This is a genomic window from Alistipes sp. (assembly GCF_048465575.1).
GTDB lineage: Bacteria > Bacteroidota > Bacteroidia > Bacteroidales > Rikenellaceae > Alistipes.
Genome location: NZ_DBFWLG010000006.1, coordinates 1 through 26,834 on the forward strand (window position 1 = coordinate 1; position 26,834 = coordinate 26,834).

A 26,834-nucleotide genomic window follows, 5' to 3' on the forward strand; every position below is an offset into this window, starting at 1 on the left:
GCCGGGAGCGCCGAACCGGCCTGAAAGGGCCCGAACCGCCTGTCGCCCACAAAACGGGCGTCTTACGCCCGGAAGATTCCTCGCATCCGCTCGGAATGACAATGATTGATTGGCGACCCCTCGACTGCGCACGGGGATCGAGAACGAAAAAACCCGCCGTTCAGGCGGGTTTCTAAGTGTAGGACTATGATTTACTGCTCGCTCAGGATGCGCATCGCCACGTCGAGAATCGTCGTGTCGTCCAGCGTCACGACACCCCCGTCCGGTCCCGGTTCGAAATGGACGCCCACGCACTCCTTGGCTTCGTGTTTGCCGCCGAAATAGTTGCGGACCGTGTCCACGTCGATTCCCAACTCGTCTGCAATGCGCTGCGAACTGCCGCTGGGCAGCTTGTCCTTGATACGGCGCAACTCGTTAAATGTGATAATCATATCCGTTAGATTTTAAGTTGATGTTCTTTGCACAACTAAATTAATACAATTTTACCGAACCGCCAAATTTCCGGATGAAAAAAGTGTAATAAAAATGAAATACGGACCCGCACCGCCCTGCCCCACGACGGATGCCGTGCAAAAACAACGCCGCTCTCCCCAACAAGGAAGAGCGGCGCGAAGAGAGAACGGGAACGGGCTATTCGGCCGGTTCGACGTAAATCTGGAACAGAAGCGGCGTGAAAGGCGGAATCTCGGTGCTCACGCTGGTGACGGTCTCGGTCGATCCGGTGTTCGAATTGCCGTAATCGTAATTGTACCCGTAGCCGTAGTAGGGATCATAGTAGCCGTTGCCGTAGCCGCCGTAACCGTAGTAGCCGCCGTAATAACCCCCGTAGCTGCTGCCGTAGTAGCTGTTGGCGTAGTTGAGGTAGTTGAGGTAGTCGTAGTACCCCGACGAATAGCCGCTGCTGCCGGTGGTGGTGGTCGAGGTGCTGCCGTTCTTGCCCGTAGCGCCGTAGGCGTGGGTCGAGGAGGTGATGAGCGCGGCCCACTGGCCGAACTTGAGGTTGGGCACGGTGTAGTAGAACGCCTGGATCATGCCCCCCTCCTCGGGCGTGTATTCGAGCGCCGAACCGGTGCTCTTGACCTCGCCGAAGACGATCTTGCGCACCTCGTCGATGTTCGTATCAAAGACGAAACCGTCGAGGAAACGGCCGATATACCAGATTTTGGCCTTGCCCTCCAGCTTGACCGAGTCGGCCTCCAGCGCCTTGACACCCGGGTACTCCTCGGCTTCGGGATCGGTATAGAAACGCTTTTTGAGCGCATCGGCGATCTGCTGGTTCAGCGCGTCGACCGACCCGGCGTTGTTGTAGGGTTCGCGGCCCGAGACGTAGGGTTCGGGGAACGTGAGTTTCTCCTCGGGGCGGTAGCGGTAGTTGACATAGAGCTGCGGCACCGAGTCGCAGGCGCTCGACCAGCGGGGCGTATCTTCGTTGTAGGGGTGGTTCGCATCCTTCACGGGATCGGTCGGCAGCGGCACGCCGGGGTTGTCCTTGTCGTCGTCCTTGCTGAAAATCTGCAAGCCGCCGTTGGCCGGCAGCTCGCAGAAAGCGTCCACGTCGCTGCCCTCCCGCTCGAGCGGGTTCTTGATCGTGTCGCAGATTTCGAGCGTCACGATAAAAGGTTTGCCCGAACTGAGCGTATACTGCCCCTCGTAGCCGCCGTCGCCCTCGACGCCCGCGCCGACTACGCGCGAGGGCATGTAGAGCCGCACGCGGGAGCCCTTGCGCAGCAGCAGCTCACGCGACGAAAGCCCCAGGCGCTCCTTGTTCTTGTTGTAATAGGTCTCGCCCAGCACCTGCGTGTTGCGCATGGCCAGCCACGTGCCCTCCATCAGCCCCGTGTTCTGCTCGCCCACGTAGCGGTAGTAGGGCACGTAATGGGTGTATCGGGTGTAGGTTCCGGCCAACTGCGCGTCCGAAGCGTGGCGCGTAAGGATGACGTTGCCCGAAAGGTCGCGGCCCGAGAAATTGAATTTCACCCAGCAGATCGTATCGTTTACCGGACCGTAGTTCGGATCGCCCGCATCGAGCACCTCCAGGTAGTAGCTGGCGTCGCCGTACGACTGGAGGTTCTCCACCAGTTCGGGACGGTTCTGCGTCATCCACGCCTCGAGGGCCATGTTCTCGTATCGGTCGTACGACTCGGTCTCTTCCTTGGCGCAGGATACGAGCAGCACGAGGCCCGCGACCGAAACGTACAGGAAACGATTGAAAAATTTCATATTTCGATTCAAATTTTACTCTACTTTGTCTACTGTAAAAAAATAAGCCACGGGCGACTCCTTGGGTACCGTATACATGTACGGGTCCCCGTAGGCCATGTTGTAAGTCATGTAGGCCTCGACGTAGTCGCCCTCCCGACAGCCAAGTAACGCAAGACGAAGCCCTTTTATTATCCCGGGGCTGCGCATATCCACCACATAGGGTTCGAACGGCCATGCGCCGGGCGTCAGGCCGGCTTCGTACAGGGCGTATTCCAGATCGGGGTCGTTGGTGTAATAGGGCATGGTGAGCTGTTGGCCTTCGGTCACGATCGTCGAATAGGTAAATACATAGGTGCGGAACGTGATTGTCACCGTCGAGGAGCGCGTCACCTCGGGCCACTCGGCCCGGTCGGGGTTATAGACATCCGTAATGTAGCGGTAGACCGTATTGCCCGCCGTGGTGTAGTACGGCGACTGGCTCTCGGGGTCGGCCTCCTCTTCGGGTACCAGACGCGGCGTGTGGGAGGATTGGAGGAACGAAACCGTCTGCTCCTTCTGTCGGGGCAGGATTTCATCCTCCTGGGAACACCCTGCCCCCGCGAGCAGCGGCAGCAGCGAACATATGGCGATCAGTCTGTTCATCGGTTATAATCGTGCAAATTTACAAAAACAATCCGATTTACACGCATCGAACGCAAAAAATCGCCCCGATCGCATACCGCAGGGGCAAAAAAAAGAGGATAGCCTCGCTATCCCCGTTCTCTGTAATAGTCTCTGTGCGGGTCCTTGAGCCGCTGAAGCCGCCGCTGTCTGAGAACGAAAGCGGCGATCGTGAGGATCAAGGCTCCGGCGAATAAACCGAGCAGTAAAAGTAAAAAACCGAACGGAATCTCCTCCATGGTTGCGTAAAAGTTTGGCTGGCACCGACGTTGGCGCCGTAAAGGTAATGCAAATTCTCTGCCAAACCAAGGGGGGGGGAATTTCGCGTTATTTTTATGATAAAAAATAGTATTCGGCCTTTTCAGAGTCTTTTCAGAGCCATACGCACCATCTCTTCTACCGTTGCACCGGGGCTTTCGCGCAACAGTTGCCGCAGCGCTTTCTCGGCCGGAACTTTCGAAAAGCCGAGCATCGTAAGCGCCGCGAGGGCTTCGTCGTACCCCGTCGCGTCCGCCGGAGCGGCGGTCACCGCACCCTCCTCCCCGAGTGCAAGCAGTTTGCCGCTCAGTTCGACGATGATCTTCTGCGCCGTCTTCAGCCCCAGCCCCTTGACGTTCTTCAGCAACACGGCGTTTCCCGACGAGATGATCCCCTGCAATTCGCGGGGCGAATAGGTCGAGAGGATCATGCGGGCCGTATTGCCGCCCACGCCCGAGACGCTCAAGAGCAGGCGGAACAACTCCCGCTCGACTTTGGTGGCGAAGCCGTAGAGCAGCTGCGCATCCTCGCGCACGATGTAGTGGACGTAGAGCTTGGCCCGCTCGGCGTGCTCGACGGCCGAAAAGGTTTCGAGCGAAATGTGTAAGTAGTAGCCTAACCCGCCGGTGTCGATGACGGCATGGGTCGGAGCCGCTTCGGCGACCGTGCCGCTGATATATTCGTACATGCAATCGAAATCGTTTTTGCGGCCGCACGGCTGTCCCGCCGCAAAAACGGGGTTCGAATGCGGGTCGCGTTAAAATTTTCAGGTGTGCGACAAAAGTAAAGATTTTTTTTTACCTTTGTGATTCAAATGCCGAAATTTTAACTAAAAACGCATAAACGGAAGATGAAAAAAATTCTTTTTACCGCTCTCGCCGCAGCCCTCGCCCTGACGGCCTGCGGCCCGAAAGCCACCGAGACGACCACCGCTGCCGAAGAGGTTACCCGCCAGGTCGGGTCGAGCGACATCGCCTACGTGCAGGTCGAGGCCGTGCTGGCGGAGTGCGATCTGTTCAAGAACGAGGGCGCCGCGCTCCAGGAGAAGACCCAAAAGGCACAGAAAAGCTGGGCGCAGCGTGAGCAAAAACTCCAGGCCGAAGCCGCCCAGTTGCAGGAAAAATACCAGAAAGGGCTGATTACCACCAACGACGCCCAGGCCCAGCAGGAGAGTATTCAGAAGCGCGTGGCCGCCTACCAGAGTTCGGCCCAGAAAGAGGCGCAGACCCTCGACGAGGAGAACTACGTCTTCACCAACCGCGCCCAGGACCTCATGCAGCGCGCCGTGCAGGAACTGAACGCCGACAAGCGCTACAAACTCATCATCAACGCCACGGCCCTGATCGACGCCGATACGACGCTCAACATCACGCCCGCCGTGCTCCAAAAGGTCAACGAGCTCTACGCCGCCGACAAGAAGAACACCAAAAAATAGGCATTCGCCGCCACCCGGGCCGCCGCCCGGGAGCTACCCTGCCACCGGTTTCCCGTGCGGAAGCCGGTGGTTTTTCGTGTGGAAGCCGGGGAGAGACCTCGCGGAAGCCAGGGATTTCTTGTGCGGAAGCCGAGGTATTTCGTCGACCCTGCCCCCGAAAGTTGGTAATCCACCGCTTTTTTCCTACATTTGCGCTCGGATAAAATCCCGTTGCGGATTCCGGAGCTTGTCCGGGTGACGCGCCGGATCAACAACACTCAAATCATGGGCTTCGTTCCGTTCACATTCGTCGATTTCATAGACATTATCCTGGTGGCGGTCATCATGTACTGGATCTACCGCATGACCAAGGGCACCAATGCCCCCTACATTCTGTCGGGGATCATCGCCATCTACCTGCTGTGGGTCGTCGTGCGGACGCTCAACATGGAGCTCCTGTCGACCATCCTCGGGCAGCTGATCTCGGTGGGCGCCATTGCGCTCATCATCGTCTTCCAGCCCGAACTCAGGCGGTTCCTGCAAGTGATCGGCATGCGCCAGAAGCAGTTCAATTTCATCACCCGCATCTTCTCGACGGGCGACGACCGGGTGCAGACCAACGTCGTGCCGATCGTCACGGCCTGCCGTGAAATGTCGGAATCGAAGACCGGGGCGCTGATCGTCATCGGGCAGCAGAGCGACCTGACGCTGATCGCCGAGGGAGGCATCGCCATCGACGCCAAGGTCTCCACGGCGCTTATCCGCAACATCTTCTTCAAGAACGCCCCGCTGCACGACGGCGCCACGCTGATCGAGGGCGACCGCATCGTGGCGGCCAAGTGCATCCTGCCCGTCACGCAGAGCGACGTGCCCAAGTCGTACGGCACGCGCCACCGCGCGGCCATCGGCATGAGCGAAATTTCGGACGCCATCATCGTCGTCGTCTCCGAGGAGACCGGCGGTATCTCGATCGCCCAGGGCGGCGAGCTGCGGCGCGATGTCGATCCGGTGCGCCTCCAGCAGACCTTGCAGCGCTACCTGACGATCAACAGCCGCAAGCGCTCGAAAAAGGAGGTGGCGGAGTAGCCGAACGCTTATATTTCGCATCATTCCAAGCCTCGCGCAAGGAATTTTTTCGCTAATGTCTTGCCCGAGCCGCTTTTGGCGGCAGCAATCCGCAGCCAGCGGGGGACGGCACGTCGCCAATGCGTAGTGCAGTCCTCCGCATCCGGGGGCTGCGGACTGCCGCTTCCGGCTTTGGGCCGGAAGCGAACCTAAGCGAACATCGTCGAGGTATCGCAAGGACGGGGCTGAAAAAACTGCGACCTCTCGACTTTCGCTCGAGGATCGAGAATGAGATGGGACGTGGAGTGGACGGAGCGCAAGCGACGAGGGAACTTTCTGATCTTTGAGCAGACGACTCCTCCCTCAATGGCTCGGAATGACAAAATGAAAAAGACCGCTCTTGGGCGGTCTTTACGCTATCCCGATAAGGGAGAGGTCTTACTCGGCGGGCTGCTCGGCCGGAATCTCGGCCTGCGGCATGGCGGCGGGAGCTTCGCTCTCGATCATGCGCTCCTGCAATGCCTTGGCGTCTTTCGAAATTTCGCTGTTGCTCTCGGCGACCAGGCCCTTGTCCATCGCCAGCGTGGCCACGAGACTCAGCACGACGATCGCAATGGCCATCGCCCAGGTGAATTTCTCCAGGAAATCGGAGGTTTCGCGCACGCCCATCACCTGATTCGAGGCGCCGAAATTGGCGGCCATGCCGCTCTTGGGGTTCTGCACCAGGACTGCCAGGATCACCAGAACGCTCGCAATGAGGATCAGAACAATGCAAATCGTGTATAACATATCGTCAAATTTTTAATTATTGTTTTCGATTTTACGAATCAACTCGGCAAAGTAAACACTTTTTTCGGGATTTAGCAAACTTAATTTGCGATAAATCGCCACGGCGCGCTCCCGAAGCCTCTGTGCGAGATAGATTTCCGCCAGCTGTTCGCTCACCACCTCGTCCTCGTCGTCCAGGCGGGGTTCGGTGAGCACCTCGACGTCGGGTTCACCCTCCGTGGCCACGATGCGCAGGTCTTCCTCGCGGAGAAACCGGTCGATCAGTTCGTCCGCCGAGACGGCCTGGAGGGCGGCCGGATCGACGGCAGGCGCCGTGAGCGAACTCTCGACCCGCCAGGGAGCGACGATTTCGAGCAGCGGATCGCGCTCGCCCGTGAGCTTCCGGCGCAGGATGCGCGCCGGGGTGAACCACCCGCAGCGGGCCAGGAGCGCATCCAGTTCTGCGACGGCGGGAGCCGCAGCCGACGTAGAGTCAAAACATGCTTTCAGATCGCTCATGCCGCTACCAGTTGGAGGCCGAAGCCTGGAATATGTCCGTGACGAGCTTCTCGACGATCTGGGGAATGAGCGTCCCCTCGACCTCGGTCAGGAGCTGGGTCGATTCGTAATCCTCGTAGGCCGTGAAAGTGCGGTTGGCCCACGACGCTTTCTCGTCCACGGCGTTGGTGAAGCGGACGCGGACGGTGATCGTCAGGCGGTTGAGCAGCGCATAGTCGTCGCTCGACACCGACGCCGTGGTCGAGGTGTAGTTGACGATCTCGCCCTCGAATGCGAAATCGCCGCCCTCGTCGACCTGTTGCAGCCGCGTGCGGCGCGTGAACATGTCCACGAGCGCCTCGGTGAGCGTCGAGCTCAGAATGGGCGAGACCATCGTGGCGTTGTTGGGGAAATAGGCCACCGAGAAGGTTTTGGCATCGGGCGGAATCGACGCCCCCGACAGCGAGTATTTGATGGCCACGCCGCAACCGGCGCTCGCAATCGCAATTGCGAGCAATGAAAAATGAAGAATGAAAAATGAAATAGTATTTTTGAATTTGTGCATTTCCATATTATTTAGTCATCCTCTCTCTCGCTCCGCTCCCGCTTCAAGCAGCACTCGTTTCAATGCTGAATTTTTAATTTTTAATTCTTAATTGGATATATCCTCTATCCCCAACTCCTTTATCTTGCGGTATAGTGTGCGCTCGGACATAAAAAGTTCGGCGGCGGCTTCGCGGCGGCGGCCGTTGTTGCGCCTCAGGGCCCGCACGATCTGCTCGCGCTGCATGTCGGCCTTGGTCATTTCGTGCGGCGGCTCGTCCCGCACCTCCTCGCTTTCGGCAAAGACCGGAGCCGGGGCGTAGGCCGAACTCTGGGCCGTCGAGGGGAGCAGGCCCTTGATGTCGCGGCCCGGTTCGGCACGGTGAGCACCTCCCAGCACGAACTCCGAGAGCATGCGCTTGAGGTCGTTGATGTCGGCGCGCATGTCGAAGAGCACCTTGTAGAGCAGTTCGCGCTCCGTGGACATGCCCTCGTCGGCATAGGCGGCCGTGGTCGCGGGCGTTCCGGCGCCCTGCGGCGGCAGGTACTTGGCGAGTACCTCCGGGGTGATGATCCGCGCCTGCTCGATGGCCGAAATCTGCTCGGCGACGTTTTTCAGCTGGCGGATATTGCCCCGCCAGTAGTACTCCGAGAGCATCCGCCGCGCCCCCTCGTCGAGCGTCACGGCGGGCATGCGGTACTGCTCGGCCACGTCGGCGGCGAACTTGCGGAACAGGAGCGGAATATCCTCGGGACGTTCGCGGAGCGCCGGCACCGCGATGGGCACCGTGCCCAGGCGGTAGTAAAGGTCCTCGCGGAAGCGGCCCGAGGCGATGGCCTCGTGGAGATTGACGTTGGTGGCGGCGACCACCCTCACATTGGTCTTTTGCACTTTCGACGACCCGACGCGGATGAACTCCCCGGTCTGCAACACGCGCAGCAGGCGCGCCTGCGTGGGATGCGGCAGTTCGGCCACCTCGTCCAGGAAGATCGTGCCGCCGTCTGCCTCCTCGAAATAGCCCTTGCGGGCTTCGAGTGCACCAGTGAAAGCGCCCTTTTCGTGGCCGAACAGCTCCGAATCGATCGTGCCCTCGGGAATGGCCGCGCAGTTGACGGCGATGTATTTGTTGTGCTTGCGCGCAGAGTAGGCGTGGATGACCTGCGGAAAGAACTCCTTGCCCGCACCGCTCTCGCCCGTGACGAGCACCGTCAGGTCGGTGGGGGCCACGCGTAGCGCCACCTCCAGCGCCCGGTCCAGAAGGGGCGAGGTGCCGATGATGCCGAAGCGTTGTTTGACTGTCGTGATTTCCGTCATTTATTTTCTGTTGAGTTTACTCCGCAGCGGGCGGAATTTGTCGGGCCTGCGTTTCCGCCGGCGGGATTTGCACCTGCTCCTGAGCGGCGGCTTCCGCCTGCCGCTCCCGTGCCTCGCGCCAGTAGCCGAACACGATGGCCGCCACGGCGACGACCGCTGCAAGGATGGCTATCAGCAGGAACCGGTCCGTACGCCGCCGCGGAGGTTTGTCGACATAGGTATAGGCCGCGGTGGTCTTGTGCGGCTTGCCGTAGCGCAGCCCCTTGACATAGGGCTCGGGGTTCATCTTCACCGAGGGAGAGATGCGCGGTTCGACATAGACCTGCTTGCGGGCGCCCGTGGCGGTAGCAGCCGCTTCGGCAGCCGGAGCCGACGGTTCCGAGGCCGGTTCGTAGGCGAAAGCGATGGTGCCGTTGGGGCCGGGTTTCATCGTCCCGAATCCCTCCAACTCGTATTCCCGGCCGTGCTCCACAGCATGACGCACCTCGAAGACCAGGCGGTCGATCTCCCCCGCGGCCTCCATTTCGCTCAGCCCGTCGGCCGCGAGCAGCCCGCGCAGCACGCCGTCGTCCCGCTTCAACAGCTCCGAGAAGAGCACGCTCCGGCCGGGTTCTTTGACGATGAACGTCCCCAGCTGCGGGATGACGAGCCGCTTATGCGACTCCAGGTATTGCGACACGGTATGGATGAGCACGGTTACGGATTGCTTTTGATTACGGGCCCAAAATTACCCCTTTTCGCCGAGAAAAACAAGCCTCCGCCCCACTTTCTTCGACGCAAATTTTCCGGGTGCGGACACGCAAACCCGCCGGCGTTCCCAAATCGCAGGGCAAAAAAAACGGATCGGGAGAAAAAAAACACTAACTTTGAGCAAACCGAACGACAAACCCATGAAACGCCTACTCTCTCTGCTGTGCCTGCTGCTTTGCATCTGGCAAGCCCCGGCCACCGTTTTCGGACCTGCCGAAGCGATCCGCTGTCCGGGCTGCAAGCAAACCACCCTGAAAGAATACGCACTGCTGTCGGGCAATACGGTCCGACCTGAAATTCGACGCACCGATGCTGCCCGAAAACCCGGCGCTGGTCAAGTGTCCCGCCTGCGGTACGCTTCTGGTTCCCCTGGAGCACCGCTGCGAGGCCCCGGACGACGACGACTGGATCATGCAGGCGGCATTTACCGGCCAATGTCTGCCCTCTTTCGAGGAGTACCTCATGGCAGCCGGAGAGCTGCTGGATGAGAAGACGGCCTGCATGCTGGCCCTGCACGCACGCAACGACCCCTACCGGGAGCAGGGCGAAGACGGACCGGCCGAAGAGCCTTGCACCGAAACGGCGTTCATCGAGTTGGCCGAGCGGCTCGGCGCCCTGCTCGACACCGACGATCCGGACGAGCGGCTGCTCCGGGCCGAACTCTTCCGCGAGGTCGGCGATTTCGACCGCTGCATCGCGCTGCTCGACATGCGCAGCCCCACGGGCGACGAGCGGGACGACTTTGCCGCCCGAATGCTCGATGCGGCGCGCAAAGGCCTCAGGCGGGTCTTTGCGTTCGAATAACCGGCACCCGTCCCCCTGAAAAGTCATGCCTTGCGTAAAGAGGTTCATACCAATGTAAATTCCGGATCGACTCCGACCGGGGCCGATCCGGAATTGCATTCGAGTTGTTCATGCGTAAAATAAAGTGCCGGAGTGTTGGTTATTTGAAAAATAATCGCCTACTTTGCATCCCCTAAAAAATAAAAATCCGCGCGCGCTACTTTGTCCCGAAAATTGCAATGCAGGCGAGCCGGATTGAAAAACAAGCAGCGAACCGAATCATGAAAGACAAGTACATCGATCTGATCGAGCAGACATTCGACTTTCCGCAGGACGAGTTCACGGTCGAGGACAACGAGCTCAATTTCCACGACATTCCGCTCATGGAGCTGATCAAGCAGTACGGAACGCCGCTCAAGATCACCTACCTGCCGAAGATTTCGCAGCAGATCAACCGGGCCAAGCGCATGTTCAACGTGGCCATGGCCAAGGTCGACTACAAGGGGACCTACAACTACTGCTACTGCACCAAGTCGAGCCACTTTTCGTTCGTGCTGGAGGAGGCCATGAAGAACGACATCCACCTGGAGACCTCGTCTGCCTACGACATCCACATCATCAACGCGCTCTACGAGGGGGGCATCATCGACAAGGACCGCTACATCGTCTGCAACGGATTCAAACGCCCGCAGTACGTCGAGAACATCGCCCAGCTGGTCAACGACGGATTCGAGAACACGATCCCCGTGCTCGACAACAAGGAGGAGCTCGACCTGTTCGAGGACGCTTTCACTAAGAAATGCAAGGTCGGCATCCGCATCGCCTGCGAGGAGGAGCCCAAGTTCGAGTTCTACACCTCGCGGCTGGGTATCCGCTACAACGACATCGTCGATTTCTACAAGGCCAAGCTGCGCAACAGCAAGAAATTCCAGCTCAAAATGCTGCACTTTTTCATCAACACCGGGATCAAGGACACGGCCTACTACTGGAACGAGTTGTCGAAGTGCATGAACATCTACTGCGAACTGAAAGCCATCTGCCCCGAACTGGACAGCCTGAACATCGGCGGCGGCTTCCCGATCAAGAACTCCCTGAATTTCGAGTACGACTACGAGTACCTGACCGAAGAGATCATCGCCCAGATCAAAAACATCTGCCAGCGCAACGGCATCGAAGAGCCCAACATCTTCACCGAGTTCGGCTCGTTCACCGTGGGCGAAAGCGGCGCGGCGCTCTACTCGATCGTCAACCAGAAGCAGCAGAACGACCGCGAGAACTGGTACATGATCGACTCGTCGTTCATCACCACCCTGCCCGATACGTGGGGCATCGACCAGCGCTACATCATGCTGGCCGTCAACAACTGGGACAAGGAGTACCAGCGCGTGCTGCTGGGCGGCCTGACTTGCGATAGCGAAGATTTCTACAACTCGGAGTGCCACACCAACGCCATCTTCCTGCCCAAGCTCGACCCCGGATCGACCCAGTACATCGGATTCTTCCACACGGGGGCCTACCAGGAGGCGCTCGGCGGCTTCGGCGGCATCCAGCACTGCCTGATTCCGGCGCCCAAGCACATCATCATCGACCGCGACAAGTCGGACAACGAATACTACACGCGCCTGTTCGCCAAGGAGCAGTCCTACCGCTCGATGCTCCGCATCCTGGGTTACTGATCCGGGCCGGAGGCGGGAGCGATTCAGAATTGCGGGTCGCCCGTGAACGAGGACACCTTTCACCTTTCACTTTTCACCTTGTTGCAGTCCGCAGCCATCCTGCAATAACAATCAGGAATTCCGGGTCGCTGTGCTACCTGTCGTCCGCCCACGAGGGGGTGGGGCGAACGAAATTCATCACGAAAAATAGTGAAGATTCCGAATTGCCAGGTGTCTTTTTGCGATATTCCGGTGCAAGGATGGTTCGAATTGGCGAAAATTTCGTACCTTGGGCGGTCGAAAACCCGAATTCAAGTTGATGGACGCAGCGATACGGACAGGAAAAACAGCACTCCTTTGGGGGATGCTGTTGTTTTTCGTTGTCCCGGCCGGGGCACAGCCGAGGCAGCGAGCACAGCCGAGGCGGCTGAGTACCGCGGATACACTCCCGGCGCAGCCCCGGCAGATGCGCCTCACGGGCGATTCGCTGCGCACGGCCGACTACCGGCTGGGCTTCGACGACGGATACGCCGCCGGTTATACCGCGGGTTTCGTCGACGGGCGCACCGCGAGCCGCCGTCCCGAGCGCAGCCGCCTGATCCATCAGGCGGGCGTGAGCTACCGTCCCGAGTGGGTCGTGCCGACCAATCCGTTCCTCGCAGGGGACAACCGGGCCCGCAAGCCGATCGACCTGGCACAGTCGTTCCACCTCCGCTATTCGTTCCGTTTCCGCCCCGGCTCGCTGCCCGACCGCATCTATGGGGGCACCTACCAGGGTCTCGGCGTGGCCCGTTTCGCATTCGGCAACAAAACGGAGCTGGGCAATCCGGTGGCGGTCTACCTCTTCCAGGGCGCACGCATCGCCCGTATCGGGGAGCGGCTGTCGCTGAACTACGAGTGGAATTTCGGGCTTTCGTTCGGCTGGAAGCCCTACGACCGTGAGACCAACCCCGACAACGTGATGACGGGTTCGAAGATGAACGCCTACCTCAACACCGATTTCTACCTGCTTTGGAAACTCACCCCGCGGATCGATCTGAACGCGGGACTGGTGCTGACCCACTTTTCGAACGGCAATACCAAATTCCCCAACGCCGGGCTCAACTCGATCGGCGGGCAGATCGGGCTGACGTACAATTTCGGCGAGCCGGCCGGACCGCTGGCGGGTCGGACGCCCCGTGCGCTGCGTCCGGCGTTCAACCGCCACGTGAGCTACGACCTGACGCTCTTCGGCTCGTGGTGCCGCAAGGGCGTGGCGTTCCACGACAAGCAGCTGGCTTCGCCCCACACCTACACGGTGCTTGGGTTCAATTTCGCCGCCATGTACAATTTCGGCTACAAGTTCCGCGCAGGACTTTCGCTCGACGGCGTTTACGACGGCAGCGCCAACATCTACACCGAGGACTACATTTCGGAATACGGCGGCAGCGATCCGGGCTACACGTTCTACAAGCCGGCGCTGAACAAGCAACTCGCGCTGGGCACGTCGCTGCGCACGGAGTTCGTCATGCCCTATTTCACGGTGGGTATCGGTCTGGGGGTCAACGTGCTGCACAAGGGCGGCGACCTCAAGGCGTTTTACCAGATGCTCACCCTGAAGGTCGCCGTCACGCACAGCTCCTATGTCCACATCGGCTACTGCCTGCGCGATTTCCAGACGCCCAACTACCTGATGCTGGGTATCGGTTTTCGCTTCAACAACAAGTATCCGCGGCTACGATAGCTCGCCCCGCTTGAGCCGTTCGCGCTCGCGCTTGCTCCGCAGCCGCTCGGCGGCCGTGCAGACGAACTGCGCCGGAAGCAGGAAGAGGGTCTTCAGCCACTGTCCCCACCACCCCACGCGCAGCTCCGCCAAGCCGAAATCGGCCAGCGAGCGGGCGCGCAGCACCGGAATGTTCCAGATTTTGATGTTGATCCGCAGGTCGTTGCTCACGTTGTCCTCGTGGACGATCTCGAGCCACTGCCCGCCGCCGGAACGGATGTAGGTGGTCGGCAACTGGAAGACAGCCCGCGTGTGGGTGTAGGAGACGATGGTCTGGAGGGTTCGGTCGAAAGGCTCCGCAAGGGTCAGGAAATGGTTGTGCGGATAGCGCATGCGGATCAGAAAACGGCGGTCGGCGAAATACTGGTAGCCGTAGAGAAAGCTGTAAATGTGCCTTTCAGAGGTATAGACGACCGATTTTTGGAGCAACTCGACGGCATCGACCGAAAGCGCGTCGTCGTTGTCCAGGTTGGTGGTAATCAGCAACTCGGGCTGAGGGGGGGGGAATTTCTGCGGCCGCGTTCGCCGTACCGGAGGTCGAGCAGCGTCGTGCGCAGGCTTTCGGTCAGCGAGGCCGATTGTGTGTCGTCGTACCAGACGGCCCGGAACTGCGGGCAGACGGCGGCATAGCCCTCGATCCGGTCGCGGTACTCGTCGGGCGTGTGGGCGTCGAAGAGGCAGAGCCACGTAAAATCTTTCTCGGTCTGGGCGGCGACCGAGGGCAGGCAGTAGCGTTCGAACACCTCGAAGCGGTGCTCCAGCCAGAGCCGGGTGCGGGTGGGCATCCGACGCTTGTCCCGCGCATAGAGGTTCAGGTTGAACCGTGTGATGATGAAATGGTTGTTCTTCATGTGGTATGGGTTGAAAACTGGAGGCAAAGATAGGAATTATTCCGGCTCGGTCGACAAAAAATCCGGGAATGCACGAAGCATCCCCGGACCGTCAGCTACTTGGTGCGGCTCTCATTCCCCGAACAGAAATTGGAACGGCTTGACCAGGGGGCGGAATGAATCCGTGGCGTCGCCCGTGTATCGTTCACCGCCCGTAAGCCGGAGCACGCGTTCGCCGCTGCCCGGGGCGAAATCGACCGCCGAAAGGTCGATCCGAAAGGTCTCCATCCCGAGCGTCGGCTCGAACCAGTAGACCCGGTTCTTCTGATCGGCGACCGAGCGCCAGCGCGTCGAGGCGATGTAGGGTTTGTCGGGGGTCGAGATGCCGTAGGGCACCGAGACGTTGCGCATGACCGACATGACGGTCGGCACGGCCACGCGCGGATCGGAGCTTTGCACGACGGCATCGATGTAGAACGACGCCCGCACGAAGCGGTCGGACGAACGGTTGGTGCCGGGGAGCATTACAAGACCGCCGATCGACTGCCAGTAATCGTTGACGGCCAACTGCTTGTCGTAGGTCGGGGAGTTGGTCAACACCTGGTACTGCCGGCCGTGGTGAATGGTCAGCCGGCCGTCGATGTACTCGAAGATGGCGCTGTCGCCCGAGGGATCGGAGATCGCCAGGTGCAGGCGCGACTCGACGCCGTTGGGCAGGTCGGGGGCGTCGATGCGGAACCGCTCTTTCGAGAGTTCGGCGACGGCCTCCGCGACGGTGGCGAAGTTGTCGAGCACATATTGCGTCCAGATGCTCAGCCCCATCACGGGCCGCGTGTCGCCCGGGCGGTCGTAAACCGTCTCGGTCAGGAAGAGCAGGTTGGCTACCAGCCCGCGCTCGTTCATGCCCTCGGTAATGCCGATGTCGTAGCCCGCGGCCGAGAGCGAACCGTATTTCGAGGTCCAGAAAACGGTATTGTCCGTCCGCGCGCCCCGACGCGCCATGCCGCGCGGGAAAATATAGAGGTTGGTCTGCGGGTCTTCCCGCCAGTCCATCGTGCGGCCCGTCGCGGTCATGCCGTCGGGTCCGAGGTAGACGGCCCGCGTGCACGCCCGGCCCGCGGGAGCCAGCGCCAGCGCCGCAGCGCACAGCAGCAGAGGTAATGTTTTCATAGGAGGTGGTTTTAACTGCCCTACCCCTGCAAAAGAGATGCTAAAGGTTCGGAAAATCGGGCGGGATGCACTATCTTTGCCCAAAAATCAGTACGATGCAGATCAGAAAAGCCGAATTCCGCTGCTCCTCGGAGCGAATCGGGCAGGTCCCGAAAGACAACCTGCCCGACATTGCCTTCATCGGGCGCAGCAACGTCGGCAAGTCGTCGCTCATCAACATGCTCACCGGACGGGCGGGGCTGGCCAAGGTCTCGGGCACGCCCGGCAAGACGCGGCTCATCAACCACTTTCTGATCGACGGGGCGTGGTACCTGGTCGACCTGCCCGGTTACGGTTATGCCCGCACCTCGAAAGCCGTGCGCAGCGAATTCTCGAAACTCATCACCGACTACGTGCTCCGCTGCGAGAAGATGCACTTTCTGTTCGTGCTGATCGGCCTCAGGCTCGAACCCCAGCGGATCGACCTGCAATTCATCAAGATGCTGGGCACTAACGGCATACCGTTCGGTATCGTCTTTACCAAGGCCGACAAACTCTCGCGTGCGCAGGCCGACCGCAACGCGGAGCGTTTCCGCTCCGCCCTGGCCGAGGAGTGGGAGGAGCTGCCGCCCATGCTGGTCACCTCGTCGGAGAAAGGCACCGGGCGCGACGAACTGCTCGATTTTATCGGGCGGTGTCTGAGCAATTCCTGATTCGCAATTCATACTTATTCCCGCGGGTGTTTGGGATTTGCGACCCCTCGACAAGCTCGGGGATCGAGAACTTTTTTCGTCGCTTTTAGCGGCGGCAGTCCGCAGCCACCCCGGGCGGAGGACTGCACCGTGCACGAGGCCCGGCTTGTCCCCCGCTGGCTGCGAACCGGAATGACAATTATTAATTGCATCCTTTAATAGAGCTGGCAGAGGCGAGGGCAAGGACGGGGATCGGTCCCCGATCCTGATTGTGAATTGCGAATCGCCGCCCGCCCGGGTTTTGCAAAAGTTTAACCGATTGTTGAAAAAAGGGCGTCCGTACGCTGTGTTTTCTCGTCGCATTGTCCTATCTTTGCGGCAGCAAACCGCCCGCCCGCAGGGGTGTGTCACGGCAAAGCCCTCCCCACGGAGGCTTCCGGCCGTGGCATGAACCGTCCGGGAGGCAGCAAAATCGCGCAAAATTCATGGCTATCCACAAAATCAAAATTTTCTCGGGCCGCGGTTCGGAGTACCTGGCCGAGAAGATCGCAGCCAGTTTTGGCACTACGCTCGGCGAGGCCGAGGTCCTGCGTTTCAGCGACGGCGAATTCCAGCCCTGCTACAACGAGTCGATCCGCGGCTGCACGGTCTTCATCATCCAGTCGACGTTCCCGCCCTCGGACAACCTGATGGAGCTCCTGATGATGATCGACGCCGCACGACGCGCTTCGGCCTACAAAGTCGTGGCCGTGATGCCCTATTTCGGCTGGGCGCGCCAGGACCGCAAGGACCGACCCCGCGTACCGATCGGCGCCAAGTTGGTAGCCAACCTTTTGATGGCGGCCGGCGTGGACCGCGTGATGACGATGGACCTGCATGCCGACCAGATTCAGGGATTCTTCGACATTCCGGTCGACGCCCTCTACGCCAGCGGCATTTTCATCCCCTATATCAAGAGCCTCCAGATTCGGGACCTCTCGATCGCAGCGCCGGACATGGGCGGCGCCAAGCGGGCCAACACCTACGCCAAGCTGCTCGAGACCCCCATCATCATCTCGCACAAGGAGCGTTCGAAAGCCAATGTGGTGGGCAAGATGACCGCCATCGGCGAGGTCGAGGGCCGCAACATCCTGATCGTCGACGACATGATCGACACGGCAGGCACGATCTGCATGGCCGCCGACATGCTCATGCAGCGCGGCGCCAAGAGCGTCCGGGCCGCCATCTCCCACCCCGTACTCTCGGGCCCTGCCTACGAGCGCATCAACGACAGCGCTCTGGAGGAGGTGATCGTCACCGACACCATTCCGCTCAATCCGGACAAGGACCTGCACAAGTTCACGGTCCTCTCGGTGGCCGACATGTTCGCCGACGTGATCGAGCGCGTACACAACTACAAGGAGATTTCGTCGATCTTCTTCAAATAGCCGGCGAACAGGGCCTCCGGGCACCGGACACAACGCCGTCTCTCGAGGCGCGGGCGCAGCACCCGGAAAAAGCGGGCAGGAACGAAATCCTGCCCGCTTTGCGTTCATGGAGCAGACCTTTTTGATACGCCCGCGGACTCAGCGTGTCGGAATTTTTCGTACATTTGTCCTGCACGCCGCCGGAACGTCCGCCGGCCACTCACCCGAAAAACCGCAAACGCCATGTTTATCAACCCCCTGTTCTTAGGTAAAATCGGTCTGACCGAAATCCTGGTCATCCTGCTGATCGTAGTCATCTTCTTCGGAGGACGGAAAATTCCCGAACTCATGCGCGGCATGGGCCGCGGGGTCAAGGAGTTCAAGGACGCCATGGACAAGGACTATTCGGCCTCCGAGCCCAAAGCGCCCCGTGCCGACGGCACCGACGCCGAAAAGAGCGACGAACCGAAGCGATAAGAGGCGGCCATGTTCCCGAACAAAGGCGGTCCGGCGGCCGAAATGACCTTTTTCGAGCACATCGACGCCCTGAGGCCCCACCTGGTGCGGGGCGTCGTGGCGATCGGGATGCTCCTGGTCGCGGCGTTCTGCTGCAAGAAGCTGCTCGTGGATACGATTCTGTTCGGGCCGCTCGCGCCCGGGTTTCCGACCAACCGCCTGCTGGCCTGGCTGGCCGAACGCTCCGGGATCGAAGGGCTCGCCGCCGGCACGGAGCACCTCCGGCTGGTGAGCACCACAATGGCCGGGCAGTTCAACCTCCACCTGAAGGTCTCACTGGTGGCGGCGCTCTGCGCGGGATTCCCCTACCTCTTGTGGGAGTTGTGGCGGTTCGTACGTCCGGCGCTCACGCCGGGCGAATTGGCCGGATGCCGCCGCTTCGTCGGGTGGGTCTCGGCGGGGTTTTTCGGCGGCCTGGCTTTCGGCTATTTCGTGATCGCGCCGCTGACCATCGGGTTCCTCTCGCAGTACAGCGTCAGCGAAACGGTCCGGAACATGATCGACGTGAACTCCTACCTCTCGACCGTCATCAACGTCTCGGCGGCCTGCGCCGTGTTGTTCCAGCTGCCGCTGCTGGTCCATTACCTCACTCGCATGGGGCTCCTGGGCCCCGAATTCCTGCGCCGCTACCGCCGACACGCCATCGTCGTGCTGGCCATCCTCGCAGCCGTCATCACCCCGCCCGACGCATTCAGCATGGTGCTGGTGCTGCTGCCGCTTTTCGGTCTCTACCAGCTGAGCATCCGCATTGCGGAGCGGGCGGCAAAAAAACTACCCCAGTGAAACGACTTTTTCTAATGCTGTTGCTGCTCCTGACCACACTGGCGGTAGCGGCCCAACCGTGGAAGCACGGCCGGCTGGAGGTCTCGGACAACGGCCGCTACCTCCGCCACGCCGACGGCACCCCCTTTTTCTGGCTCGCCGACACGGCCTGGCTGCTCCCCGAGCGGCTCGACCGTGACGAGAACGATTACTACCTCGACCGGGCCGCCGAGGCAGGATTCAACGTCGTGCAGGTGCAGACCGTGAATGCTGTACCGGCCGTGAACCGCTACGGACAGCTTTCGATGCCCGACGGATTCGATTTTTCAAGGATCGACCGACCCGGGGTCTACGGCTACTGGGATCACATGGACTACCTCGTCGACGCCGCGGCCCGGCGGGGCGTCTACGTGGGCATGGTCTGCATCTGGGGCGGACCGGTCAAGGCCGGGAAGATGAACGAGGATGAGGCCACCGCTTACGGGCGTTTCCTGGGCGGTCGCTACCGCAGTCGGCCCAACATCGTGTGGATCATCGGCGGCGACATTCCGGGCGACGTGAAAACGGAGGTGTGGCACGCGCTGGCCCGGGCGATCCGGGAGGCGGACCCCGACCACCTGATGACGTTCCACCCCCGGGGCCGGACCCTCTCGACGGACTGGTTCAACGAAGCCGGATGGCTCGATTTCAACATGTTCCAGAGCGGTCACCGCCGCTACGGGCAGCGCAACGGCGAGCTGCACTACCCCATCGCCGACAGCACCGAGGAGGACAACTGGCGCTATGTCGAGCGCAGTCTGGCCGCCGAGCCGCTCAGACCGGTCATCGACGGGGAGCCCTCCTACGAAGCGATCCCCAAGGGGCTGCACGACCCGCGGGAGGGCTTCTGGCAGGCCGCCGACGTGAGGCGGTATGCCTACTGGTCGGTATTCGCCGGGGCCGCGGGCCACACCTACGGCCATAACTCCGTCATGCAGTTTCTCCGCCCGGGCATTCCGGCCGCCTACGGGGCGACGAAATACTGGTACGACGCCCTCGGGGACAAGGGCTACCGCCAGATGCGCCACCTTAAAAGGCTCTTGCTGGCCTTTCCCTATTTCGAGCGCGTCCCCGCGCAGGAGATGGTAATCGCGCCTCAAGGAACGCGCTACGAGCGGGTCGCCGCCACGCGCGGAGCGGATTACGCCCTGTTTTATACCTACACGGGCGCCCCGCTGACGGTCGATCTTTCGCGTATCGGCGGGACGGAGAAAAAGGCGTGGTGGTACTCGCCGCGCGACGGCCAACTCGAATTCATCGGAATGTTCCGCACCGTGCGCGCGACGTTCCGGCCCCCTGGCGGCCACCACGTCGGCAACGACTGGGTGCTCGTGGTCGCCGATGCGGAGCGGGAGTATGTGAGCGCGCTGACGGCGCAGTTGTGACGCAGCTCTAAGAGCAGTCGACCAGCACATAAAAACGGATGGGCAGTATGCAGGTACCGCCCATCCGTTTTTCAGGTTTCGGGAGTTTATTTGTTGAATAGTTTGTCGAGCAGGGCCGCGCGCTGTCGGGTCAGCGTGCGGACACGTTCGATCTCCTCGGGATAGGTCCTCGCAGGCATCTTGGCTTCGTCGCTGTACTGGTAGTAGAAATCCCAGACCGTAAAATTCGCCTCGATGGCCTTGGCCATGTCGACCGGGACTTCGTTCAAAATCCGGTCGGTCGCGGCGAGCAGTTCGGGCTTCTTGGCTTTCCACCGCTCGGCAACGAATGCCCGGAAAGTTTCATCCTCCCAGAAACGCCAGAACCAGTCGTTCTCGACATAGGAGGGCATCCAGAATCCGGCGTGGATCATCAGGCTCGACAAGGGAGGATAATTGCCGTGCGGGATGCGCTTGTCGTTGTCCCAGCCTTTGTCGCAATCCCAGATCGGTCCGAAGAAGAGCTTGTCGACACCGCGGCGTTTATACATATAGGTACTGGTGAACCCGTCCATGTCGCCTGCCAACTCTTTGACGATGATGAAATCCGCCAGGCTCTTTTCATCGAAATACTTGCGCCAGCCGTTGGCGGGGTCCTTGTAATCGGAGGCATAGAGCGCCTGTTCGGCCCGGTTGATCACGCCGGTGATGTATTCGTACTGCTCGGGTTTGCACTCGTCGTCCTTGGGGTACTTGTAACTCATCTTGATCCGCTTCATCGACGAATAGAAATTGCCCTCGTGGATGTCGGTCTCGATGATGTAGCCACCCTCGATGTCCTCCGTGGGGGAGGTGTCGTCGAGTTCGTCGACCTCGATGCGCCCTTTGGCGCGTTCCAGCTGGTCGCTCATCTGGTAAACGCCCAGATAGTCGCCCTTTTTCTGCTCGCGCCGACCGGTCGAACTGTCGTAATAGGTGCCCGTGAAATAGACGTTGACATATTTCGAAGAGGCGGTGAACAGCACCGCCGCCTGATCGTGGTAATTTTCGGCCCTGTTGAAGAGAATCCGTGAATATTGCAAAGCGATGTGGTTGCGAACCAACGATTTGTCCATATCCTGCGCCAGCAACACCCAGCTTTTGGCCTTGGCGTGGTCCAGACCGACCGGACTGAATTTCTCGGGGAATTTCATGCGGAAAGGCTTTTTCGGAAGACCCCATGTCGAATTTCCGCGTCCGCGCATCTCGATCGTTTTGCCGTTTTCGTCCGTATTCCACCATCCCATGCCGGTTGCGCCAGCCGACTTGTCGAAGAGTTCGATCCGGGTGTCCACGTAGTACTCCTTGCCGACGATCTCCGAGGCGGGCTGCATGTGCAGCACCGCCAGTTCGGTGTTGATCTGAGGGCAGTTGAGTGAGACGGTGTAGACTTTTTTGTCCCCGTTTTCGGCCACCACCTCCAGGGCCACGTCGTCGGCCAGCGAGATCTTCGTCTGGTCGGAGACGACCGGCTGGCCGTTCACGAGCACTTTTTCGCCGTTGTGGGTGAACGTCGGAATCATCAACTCGGGATTCGCGCCCCCGATCCATTTCAGGTAGATGGCCTCGAGCGTGCGGGCGCTCTTGTCGAACGTGATTTTCAGATCGCCCGTCAGCGCGAGGTTCTTCGCTTTCGTAATGCCGAAAGTCAACAGGTCGCACGTGGCGTTGACCTTTTTAAGCTGCGTGAGGACGATTTGCTTGGGCTCGCACGCCGGAACGCTCACCGTAACCGTTGCCGTGCGCTGCGGGCCGGGGTTGGCGGCGACCGTCAGCGTGAGGTTGTCTTTGGTCAGCGTGGGGTTGTAGGCGGCTTCGCACCATTTTTCGCTGGATTCGACCCTTACACCCGACTGGTTGGTCGTGATCGTTACCGAAAGGGTCTCGCCCGTGCTCGTCACTTCGGGGAACTCCCCGGCGGAGAGCGTGAGGTAGGGTTCGGGCGTGCGTGCCGCCTGCGCGACGGTGACGGTAACCGGGTCGCACTCCGGAGCACTCACCGTAACGGTCGCCGTGCGTTCCCGCTCTTCGGGATTGGCCAGGACGGTCAGGCGCAAGTTGTCTTTCTCGGTATCGGCGAGCAACACGGCCTCGCACCACTCTTCGGAGGAGTCGACCTCGGCGGTCCGGGTCGAGGCCACCGTCGCATAAAGCACGGTGCCGTCGACATCGACGTGGCCGAACGTCGTTCGGGAGACGGTGAGCGAGGGCGGTTCCGGCAAATCGTCGATCTGCTTGTCGTTGTCGGAGCACGCCCCGGCGAGCAGGCCCGCAAGCAGCGTGCAGCACGGGATAAGAAAACGGGATGCAAATTTCATTCTTTCTGGGTTGGTTTTAAGGTGATGAATAGCTTCGTCGGTCGGAGGCGGAGCCCGGCCGGAAAAAGGAGCAGCTCCGAACCAGCCAGTCCGGAGCTGCTTCCGCTCTGTTTCGTTACAATTGCCCTTAGGGCAGGCTGACGGTTTCCCAGTTCAGACCGTCGGATGCCAGGTCGTTGCCGTAAGCGGTGTGGTCTTTCACCACATCACCCTGGCCCTCGTCGAACTTCCAGTAGGTAACCAGACCGTTTGAGTTGGGATCGACATCGTAGCGGCGTCCCTCTTCGGCAAGTTCGGTGGCAGACAGCGCCCGGTTCCAGATACGGAGTTCGGACATCATGCCGCGGAAATCACGAGCGGACTCGTACGAATAGCCTACCCAGAAGCAGCGGGTAATCTGCTGTCCGGAAGGAGCCTGCTCGTCGTTGTGTGCCACGCCGAAGTTCACTTTTGCGGGAACGTCGGTCGTCGTCGAGCCTTTCTCCACGCCGTTGATGAACACCTTGACCATCCCGTCGCCGAACGTCACGGCTACGTGGGTCCACTCGTTGACGGGGACTTTCATGTCCGCATTGGAGAGTTTGCCCTCGATATTGCCCCAGGTTCCCGGCTTTCCGGAATCCCAGGCCACCTGGACCTGATTCCAGGGAATACCCACGTCGCCCAGACGGACGAGGAACTTGCCCTCGATACCCATGATCGTCGACAGGCTGCCGCTCATCCGGCTGACCGTCGGATTCACCAGCGCTTCGAGCGTAAAGGCGGTCATGTCGGTGACGGGCGCAGGATCGTTCCAGGCGGGCCATGCGCGGGTTCCGGTCATGTTGACGGCCGTACTGATCATGCCTTTGGTTTTCTGCGAGAACATCAGTACGACGGTCAGCGGCTGCATGCCCGCCGCGGGATTCTTCTCGGTCAGGGTCGCCGTGCACGAACGCATGGTTCCCTCGGGCAGGTCCTGGTAGGTGAATTTCAGGTTAGCCTTGTCCGCATCGTTGCAGGTGAGCCAGCCCTCTGCCGTGTCGGAAAGGGTTACCTCGTAATCGACATTGGCCGTGACGGGCACCTCGAGCGTCGATGCGGCCGTCTCCAGGTAGTAGGTAGTCTCGGCCACGCCGATCTTGGACTGCGGCAGCTGGGTGATCTTCAGCACGTCTTCGCCTCCCTCGGGACCGGCGATCTTCACGGTGGCTTCACGTGCCTCGAGACCGCCATTCTGCGTCAGATCGAAATACATGACGGCTTCATTTTCGGTGGCTCCCTGCACCGTGACGGCTTTGGTCAGCCAGCCCTCCTCGGTGGAGGTGATCTCGGCAGTCAGGTCGCGGTACGGAATATTCGTATTGAGCGTGACGGCCACCTGATCCTGCTTGGTGTAAGGCAGCTTGAGCTCTTTCTCCCCGACAATCTCCACGGTGTAGATAACGCCGCCTTTGAGCGTGATGCGGAACGGTTCGCTCTTGCTGCCCATCTTGAAGACGTAATCGGCGACCTTATCCGTCTCGGTTTCGTTGGGATCGACCCTGAAAGTCACCTCGGCCCCATCGCTGCCGCCGGTCACCGACGGGTGTACGAACGTATAGGAGCCCTCGAGCGACCATTCGTCGGAACTGGTAACCAGCACTTTCACCTCGCCGCCCGTGCGCGGCAGGATGTTCGTCTCGGGAACGAAAGTGATTTCGAGCTGCTCCTCTGTCTGCGAAGCTTTTTTCTTGAGCGTGAGTGCGTAGGCAGCTTTCTCCTTGCCGCAGGTGAACGTATAGTTGAAAGTCTGATCTTCCTCCTTGTCGTTGGCTTTCACGGTGAACTTGACGATGTCGCCGTCCTTGCCTTTCAGGGCGGAGGGGGTCACGTAGTCGTTCGCATCGCCCGCGAGGGTCCATTCCCCCGAGCTGGTAACCAGCACCGAGGCATCGCCGCCCTTGCTGCCGACGTTGGCCGTCTTCGGGGTGATGGCGATTTTGTCCGGTGCGGGTGCGGGATCGTCGTCTTTATCGTCGCAGGCACCGCAGCATACGAGCGCGAGTGCAGCGAAAAGGAACCATTTCGTAATTTTCATGGTATCGATTGTTTTTATGTTGGGAAAAAAGCGGCGGTATGCAAGCGCATGCGTTTTTCATACCGCCGCCGTAAGTGGCTCGGGTCAGGTATTACTCTTCATAACGTTTCGGATCGTACCTCCCGGCGCCGGTCTTCTTGTAATAGCCGGTCCGCGGTTTGAGATCCTGATCGTAAAGACCCTTGGCTGCGGCCGAGAGCTTGCTCCACGGTTCGCGGCCCAGGACGGGATCGAGTGCGAACCACATGCACCAGCCGTAACCGCGCTCTTTGGCCGAGCGTGCCGATGCTTCGCTGACCGATCCGCCACCGAGATTGCACTCGACGGACTGGAACGAGCACATCGAAAGATCGCCGCCGGCTACCGGACTTGCGCTGCCGCCGTAGTTGGCGTTGACCATGTCGACGAACTCAGCCGGCTGACGGCCGTTGATCGACGGCATTCCCGAGCCGTAGATGCCCCAATAGAATACGGCGATCATCGTATCCCAAGGCACATCTTTCTTCATGTAATAATTCGTACGCTCGAGTAAATAGGTCGCCTGCTGGAGCGATCGGCTGCTGCCCGAGAAATATTCGTTGTTGGGCGCCTTGTTGTATTCCGAATACTCGTCGTCCATGCAGATGCCGTCCAGACCGTATTCGACGCACATTTCGGCAAGGTGCTCGGCGAATACCTCTGCACCCTTTTCCGTCAGGTTGGCCGGACCGCTGCCGTCGTGGTCGCCCAGGACGCCCATCAGCACCTTGATGCCGCGGTCGCGCAGCGGCTGGATATAGAGTTCCTTGTCCGCGAGCAGGGCCGTCACGTTGTCGTTATAGTGCATGTACGGCTTGCCGCTCTGCGTATCCCAGTGGATGTTGCCCGAGAAGAGGACGACGGCGTCGAAGAACAGCTGACCGTCCTCGAGTACATACTCCAGCGCGTTGAGCGGGTTGGTGTCGTTGACCTCGAAATAGAGGAAATTCCTGACCGTTTTCGACCCCTGCTGCTTGACGGTGAAATTCACGCGGGCAGCATCGGTTTTCACGGAGACGTTGGCCGTCTGAGCCACTGCCAGCAGGGGAACCATGTAGGCGTCGGTGATCGAGAGGCCCGCGCTCGGAGCGAGCGTCACTTCGATCGAACCGCTCGTCGCACCGGCTGCGATGGTCACGATTCCGTTGTTGGCGATGGTCACGTTCGCCTGGGGGAATGCGATGAATTTGGTTCCGTTCAGGTAGTTGTACTCCGCGATATAGGCCTCGTCGAGCTGGACCTTGACCTGGGTCTCGGCCTCGGCGGCTTTCTCCAGTTCGAACATGAGGGTCTTCTTGACCGCTTCGGGCTCCTTGTACGGGAACATGTGGGCCAGCGCATCGGCGGTCTTCAGCCCTCCGGCGATCTTCTCCACGGGATCGGGATCGGTCGAGGCGGCTTTCTGCGTTACGGCAATCTTCACCGTCTTCTGCTCGGCGGTAACGACGATCTGACCCATGTGGGCCTCGCCCGTGTTGTCCTTGGCATTGACCGTCAGTTTGTCGCCCTCCTTCGAAGCGGTCATCCATTCTTCGGGATAGGTGAACGTCCAGCTCGAAGCGTTGGTCGTAACGGTCAGCACGACGGGCTGGTTGTCCTTGGCCTCGAACGCAAGGGCCTCCGATGGGGTTACCGTCAGGACGGTCTCTCCCACCTCGGCGGCCTCCTGGAGCACGTTGATCTTGACCGGCTCGGCCGTTCCGGCCGAGATGGTGATACGTCCGGGACGCGGCGACTCGTCCGTGTTGGCTTCGGCATTGACGGTCAACTTGTTACCATCCTGCTTGACGGTGATCCAGTCGGTTTTCTCGACGCTCCATTTGGCGGCGTCGGTCACCACGGTTAGGACGACATCCTGATTGGCGTCGGCCTTGAACGTAATGTCTCCGGAGGGCGTGACCTGGAGTTTGTTCACTCCGTCCGTGTCGTCCGAATCACTGCATGAGACAAGTGCGCCGCAGACGGCGAA

Annotated in this window: 25 protein-coding genes; 10 read left to right on the forward strand and 15 right to left on the reverse strand. The window is 60.3% G+C overall.

The genetic code is table 11. The features are described from left to right. Window positions 1-191: 191 nt before the first annotated feature. The 4 genes from ACMQ11_RS01330 to ruvA form a co-directional block, all read right to left on the reverse strand. Window positions 192-431 carry a DNA-binding protein gene (locus ACMQ11_RS01330; protein WP_418990860.1) on the reverse strand — a complete coding sequence of 80 codons (240 nt, stop codon included), beginning with the start codon at window positions 429-431 and terminating at the stop codon, window positions 192-194. A gap of 199 nt (window positions 432-630) precedes the next feature. Next, complete coding sequence (locus tag ACMQ11_RS01335; RefSeq protein ID WP_418990861.1) at window positions 631-2,220, reverse strand: hypothetical protein; 1,590 nt, start codon at window positions 2,218-2,220, stop codon at window positions 631-633. 15 nt (window positions 2,221-2,235) lie between these two features. After that, window positions 2,236-2,844 (reverse strand): hypothetical protein, encoded by a 609-nt coding sequence (locus tag ACMQ11_RS01340; protein ID WP_418990862.1) that lies wholly within the window; start codon window positions 2,842-2,844, stop codon window positions 2,236-2,238. A gap of 379 nt (window positions 2,845-3,223) precedes the next feature. Beyond that, window positions 3,224-3,808 (reverse strand): Holliday junction branch migration protein RuvA, encoded by a 585-nt coding sequence (ruvA, locus tag ACMQ11_RS01345; protein ID WP_418990863.1) that lies wholly within the window; start codon window positions 3,806-3,808, stop codon window positions 3,224-3,226. A 162-nt stretch (window positions 3,809-3,970) separates the two neighbouring features. On the opposite strand from ruvA, the gene ACMQ11_RS01350 reads away from it, so the two are divergent. Both ACMQ11_RS01350 and cdaA read left to right on the forward strand, forming a co-directional pair. Beyond that, on the forward strand, window positions 3,971-4,555 hold the full coding sequence (locus ACMQ11_RS01350; RefSeq protein ID WP_418990864.1) for an OmpH family outer membrane protein: 585 nt from the start codon (window positions 3,971-3,973) through the stop codon (window positions 4,553-4,555). Window positions 4,556-4,819: 264 nt separating this feature from the next. Further along, window positions 4,820-5,620 carry a diadenylate cyclase CdaA gene (cdaA, locus tag ACMQ11_RS01355; protein WP_418990939.1) on the forward strand — a complete coding sequence of 267 codons (801 nt, stop codon included), beginning with the start codon at window positions 4,820-4,822 and terminating at the stop codon, window positions 5,618-5,620. A gap of 417 nt (window positions 5,621-6,037) precedes the next feature. On the opposite strand, the gene secG is transcribed toward cdaA, so the two are convergent. From secG to ACMQ11_RS01380, 5 genes are all read right to left on the reverse strand, one after another. After that, window positions 6,038-6,388: a preprotein translocase subunit SecG gene (secG, locus tag ACMQ11_RS01360; RefSeq protein ID WP_418990865.1), complete on the reverse strand. Its 351-nt coding sequence runs from the start codon at window positions 6,386-6,388 to the stop codon at window positions 6,038-6,040. A gap of 12 nt (window positions 6,389-6,400) precedes the next feature. Continuing rightward, entirely contained in the window at window positions 6,401-6,886 is a 486-nt protein-coding gene (locus ACMQ11_RS01365) for a hypothetical protein (protein ID WP_418990866.1), read from the reverse strand. A gap of 4 nt (window positions 6,887-6,890) precedes the next feature. Next, window positions 6,891-7,382 (reverse strand): LptE family protein, encoded by a 492-nt coding sequence (locus ACMQ11_RS01370; protein ID WP_418990867.1) that lies wholly within the window; start codon window positions 7,380-7,382, stop codon window positions 6,891-6,893. A 135-nt stretch (window positions 7,383-7,517) separates the two neighbouring features. Further along, the gene (locus tag ACMQ11_RS01375) at window positions 7,518-8,723 is read right to left on the reverse strand and encodes a sigma-54 interaction domain-containing protein (protein WP_418990868.1); all 1,206 of its coding nucleotides are present in this window, start codon (window positions 8,721-8,723) and stop codon (window positions 7,518-7,520) included. Between the two features lie 16 nt (window positions 8,724-8,739). Continuing rightward, complete coding sequence (locus tag ACMQ11_RS01380) at window positions 8,740-9,417, reverse strand: hypothetical protein (RefSeq protein ID WP_418990869.1); 678 nt, start codon at window positions 9,415-9,417, stop codon at window positions 8,740-8,742. 365 nt (window positions 9,418-9,782) lie between these two features. Here ACMQ11_RS01380 and ACMQ11_RS01385 point away from each other — a divergent pair, with 365 nt between their 5' ends. From ACMQ11_RS01385 to ACMQ11_RS01395, 3 genes are all read left to right on the forward strand, one after another. Then, window positions 9,783-10,277 carry a hypothetical protein gene (locus tag ACMQ11_RS01385; RefSeq protein WP_418990870.1) on the forward strand — a complete coding sequence of 165 codons (495 nt, stop codon included), beginning with the start codon at window positions 9,783-9,785 and terminating at the stop codon, window positions 10,275-10,277. A 260-nt stretch (window positions 10,278-10,537) separates the two neighbouring features. After that, window positions 10,538-11,932 (forward strand): arginine decarboxylase, encoded by a 1,395-nt coding sequence (locus tag ACMQ11_RS01390; protein WP_418990871.1) that lies wholly within the window; start codon window positions 10,538-10,540, stop codon window positions 11,930-11,932. A gap of 343 nt (window positions 11,933-12,275) precedes the next feature. Next, window positions 12,276-13,634, forward strand: coding sequence for an acyloxyacyl hydrolase (locus ACMQ11_RS01395; RefSeq protein WP_418990872.1), 1,359 nt, complete (start codon window positions 12,276-12,278; stop codon window positions 13,632-13,634). Here the strand turns inward: ACMQ11_RS01395 and ACMQ11_RS01400 are convergent. The 3 genes from ACMQ11_RS01400 to ACMQ11_RS01410 form a co-directional block, all read right to left on the reverse strand. Then, window positions 13,626-14,159 carry a glycosyltransferase gene (locus ACMQ11_RS01400; protein ID WP_418990873.1) on the reverse strand — a complete coding sequence of 178 codons (534 nt, stop codon included), beginning with the start codon at window positions 14,157-14,159 and terminating at the stop codon, window positions 13,626-13,628. The genes ACMQ11_RS01395 and ACMQ11_RS01400 overlap by 9 nt on opposite strands. Next, window positions 14,153-14,524, reverse strand: coding sequence for a glycosyltransferase (locus ACMQ11_RS01405; protein ID WP_418990874.1), 372 nt, complete (start codon window positions 14,522-14,524; stop codon window positions 14,153-14,155). The genes ACMQ11_RS01400 and ACMQ11_RS01405 overlap by 7 nt, the downstream gene beginning before the upstream one ends. Before the next feature lie 111 nt (window positions 14,525-14,635). Further along, window positions 14,636-15,673 carry a linear amide C-N hydrolase gene (locus ACMQ11_RS01410; RefSeq protein WP_418990875.1) on the reverse strand — a complete coding sequence of 346 codons (1,038 nt, stop codon included), beginning with the start codon at window positions 15,671-15,673 and terminating at the stop codon, window positions 14,636-14,638. A gap of 95 nt (window positions 15,674-15,768) precedes the next feature. Here ACMQ11_RS01410 and yihA point away from each other — a divergent pair, with 95 nt between their 5' ends. The 5 genes from yihA (at window position 15,769) to ACMQ11_RS01435 (ending at window position 20,452) form a co-directional block, all read left to right on the forward strand. Continuing rightward, on the forward strand, window positions 15,769-16,365 hold the full coding sequence (gene yihA / locus ACMQ11_RS01415) for a ribosome biogenesis GTP-binding protein YihA/YsxC (protein ID WP_418990876.1): 597 nt from the start codon (window positions 15,769-15,771) through the stop codon (window positions 16,363-16,365). 464 nt (window positions 16,366-16,829) lie between these two features. After that, window positions 16,830-17,771 carry a ribose-phosphate diphosphokinase gene (locus tag ACMQ11_RS01420; RefSeq protein WP_418990877.1) on the forward strand — a complete coding sequence of 314 codons (942 nt, stop codon included), beginning with the start codon at window positions 16,830-16,832 and terminating at the stop codon, window positions 17,769-17,771. Window positions 17,772-17,993: 222 nt separating this feature from the next. Continuing rightward, entirely contained in the window at window positions 17,994-18,227 is a 234-nt protein-coding gene (tatA, locus tag ACMQ11_RS01425; RefSeq protein ID WP_418990878.1) for a twin-arginine translocase TatA/TatE family subunit, read from the forward strand. A 9-nt stretch (window positions 18,228-18,236) separates the two neighbouring features. Beyond that, window positions 18,237-19,049: a twin-arginine translocase subunit TatC gene (gene tatC / locus ACMQ11_RS01430; protein WP_418990879.1), complete on the forward strand. Its 813-nt coding sequence runs from the start codon at window positions 18,237-18,239 to the stop codon at window positions 19,047-19,049. Window positions 19,050-19,063: 14 nt separating this feature from the next. Next, a complete protein-coding gene (locus ACMQ11_RS01435; RefSeq protein ID WP_418990940.1) occupies window positions 19,064-20,452 on the forward strand; it encodes a glycoside hydrolase family 140 protein in 1,389 nt (462 codons plus the stop codon). Between the two features lie 86 nt (window positions 20,453-20,538). Here the strand turns inward: ACMQ11_RS01435 and ACMQ11_RS01440 are convergent, their stop codons facing one another. The 3 genes from ACMQ11_RS01440 to ACMQ11_RS01450 all read right to left on the reverse strand — a co-directional run bounded on the left by ACMQ11_RS01440 (window position 20,539) and on the right by ACMQ11_RS01450 (window position 26,780). Continuing rightward, entirely contained in the window at window positions 20,539-22,788 is a 2,250-nt protein-coding gene (locus ACMQ11_RS01440; RefSeq protein WP_418990880.1) for a CotH kinase family protein, read from the reverse strand. Window positions 22,789-22,915: 127 nt separating this feature from the next. After that, a complete protein-coding gene (locus tag ACMQ11_RS01445) occupies window positions 22,916-24,847 on the reverse strand; it encodes a LamG-like jellyroll fold domain-containing protein (RefSeq protein WP_418990881.1) in 1,932 nt (643 codons plus the stop codon). Window positions 24,848-24,938: 91 nt separating this feature from the next. Further along, window positions 24,939-26,780: a BACON domain-containing protein gene (locus ACMQ11_RS01450; protein WP_418990882.1), complete on the reverse strand. Its 1,842-nt coding sequence runs from the start codon at window positions 26,778-26,780 to the stop codon at window positions 24,939-24,941. Window positions 26,781-26,834 lie beyond the last annotated feature (54 nt).

What these genes read in the sequence shown, in the direction of transcription:
- ACMQ11_RS01350 (WP_418990864.1), top strand. Translation starts at nt 3,971, where the DNA reads ATGAAAAAAATTCTTTTTACCGCTCTCGCCGCAGCCCTCGCCCTGACG.
- ACMQ11_RS01335 (WP_418990861.1), bottom strand. Translation starts at nt 2,220, where the DNA reads ATGAAATTTTTCAATCGTTTCCTGTACGTTTCGGTCGCGGGCCTCGTG.
- ACMQ11_RS01330 (WP_418990860.1), bottom strand. Translation starts at nt 431, where the DNA reads ATGATTATCACATTTAACGAGTTGCGCCGTATCAAGGACAAGCTGCCC.
- cdaA (WP_418990939.1), top strand. Translation starts at nt 4,820, where the DNA reads ATGGGCTTCGTTCCGTTCACATTCGTCGATTTCATAGACATTATCCTG.
- ACMQ11_RS01410 (WP_418990875.1), bottom strand. Translation starts at nt 15,673, where the DNA reads ATGAAAACATTACCTCTGCTGCTGTGCGCTGCGGCGCTGGCGCTGGCT.
- ACMQ11_RS01420 (WP_418990877.1), top strand. Translation starts at nt 16,830, where the DNA reads ATGGCTATCCACAAAATCAAAATTTTCTCGGGCCGCGGTTCGGAGTAC.
- ACMQ11_RS01395 (WP_418990872.1), top strand. Translation starts at nt 12,276, where the DNA reads ATGCTGTTGTTTTTCGTTGTCCCGGCCGGGGCACAGCCGAGGCAGCGA.
- ruvA (WP_418990863.1), bottom strand. Translation starts at nt 3,808, where the DNA reads ATGTACGAATATATCAGCGGCACGGTCGCCGAAGCGGCTCCGACCCAT.
- ACMQ11_RS01445 (WP_418990881.1), bottom strand. Translation starts at nt 24,847, where the DNA reads ATGAAAATTACGAAATGGTTCCTTTTCGCTGCACTCGCGCTCGTATGC.
- tatA (WP_418990878.1), top strand. Translation starts at nt 17,994, where the DNA reads ATGTTTATCAACCCCCTGTTCTTAGGTAAAATCGGTCTGACCGAAATC.
- ACMQ11_RS01365 (WP_418990866.1), bottom strand. Translation starts at nt 6,886, where the DNA reads ATGAGCGATCTGAAAGCATGTTTTGACTCTACGTCGGCTGCGGCTCCC.
- ACMQ11_RS01375 (WP_418990868.1), bottom strand. Translation starts at nt 8,723, where the DNA reads ATGACGGAAATCACGACAGTCAAACAACGCTTCGGCATCATCGGCACC.
- tatC (WP_418990879.1), top strand. Translation starts at nt 18,237, where the DNA reads ATGTTCCCGAACAAAGGCGGTCCGGCGGCCGAAATGACCTTTTTCGAG.
- ACMQ11_RS01440 (WP_418990880.1), bottom strand. Translation starts at nt 22,788, where the DNA reads ATGAAATTTGCATCCCGTTTTCTTATCCCGTGCTGCACGCTGCTTGCG.
- secG (WP_418990865.1), bottom strand. Translation starts at nt 6,388, where the DNA reads ATGTTATACACGATTTGCATTGTTCTGATCCTCATTGCGAGCGTTCTG.
- ACMQ11_RS01340 (WP_418990862.1), bottom strand. Translation starts at nt 2,844, where the DNA reads ATGAACAGACTGATCGCCATATGTTCGCTGCTGCCGCTGCTCGCGGGG.
- ACMQ11_RS01405 (WP_418990874.1), bottom strand. Translation starts at nt 14,524, where the DNA reads ATGAAGAACAACCATTTCATCATCACACGGTTCAACCTGAACCTCTAT.
- ACMQ11_RS01435 (WP_418990940.1), top strand. Translation starts at nt 19,064, where the DNA reads ATGCTGTTGCTGCTCCTGACCACACTGGCGGTAGCGGCCCAACCGTGG.
- yihA (WP_418990876.1), top strand. Translation starts at nt 15,769, where the DNA reads ATGCAGATCAGAAAAGCCGAATTCCGCTGCTCCTCGGAGCGAATCGGG.
- ACMQ11_RS01390 (WP_418990871.1), top strand. Translation starts at nt 10,538, where the DNA reads ATGAAAGACAAGTACATCGATCTGATCGAGCAGACATTCGACTTTCCG.
- ACMQ11_RS01385 (WP_418990870.1), top strand. Translation starts at nt 9,783, where the DNA reads ATGCTGCCCGAAAACCCGGCGCTGGTCAAGTGTCCCGCCTGCGGTACG.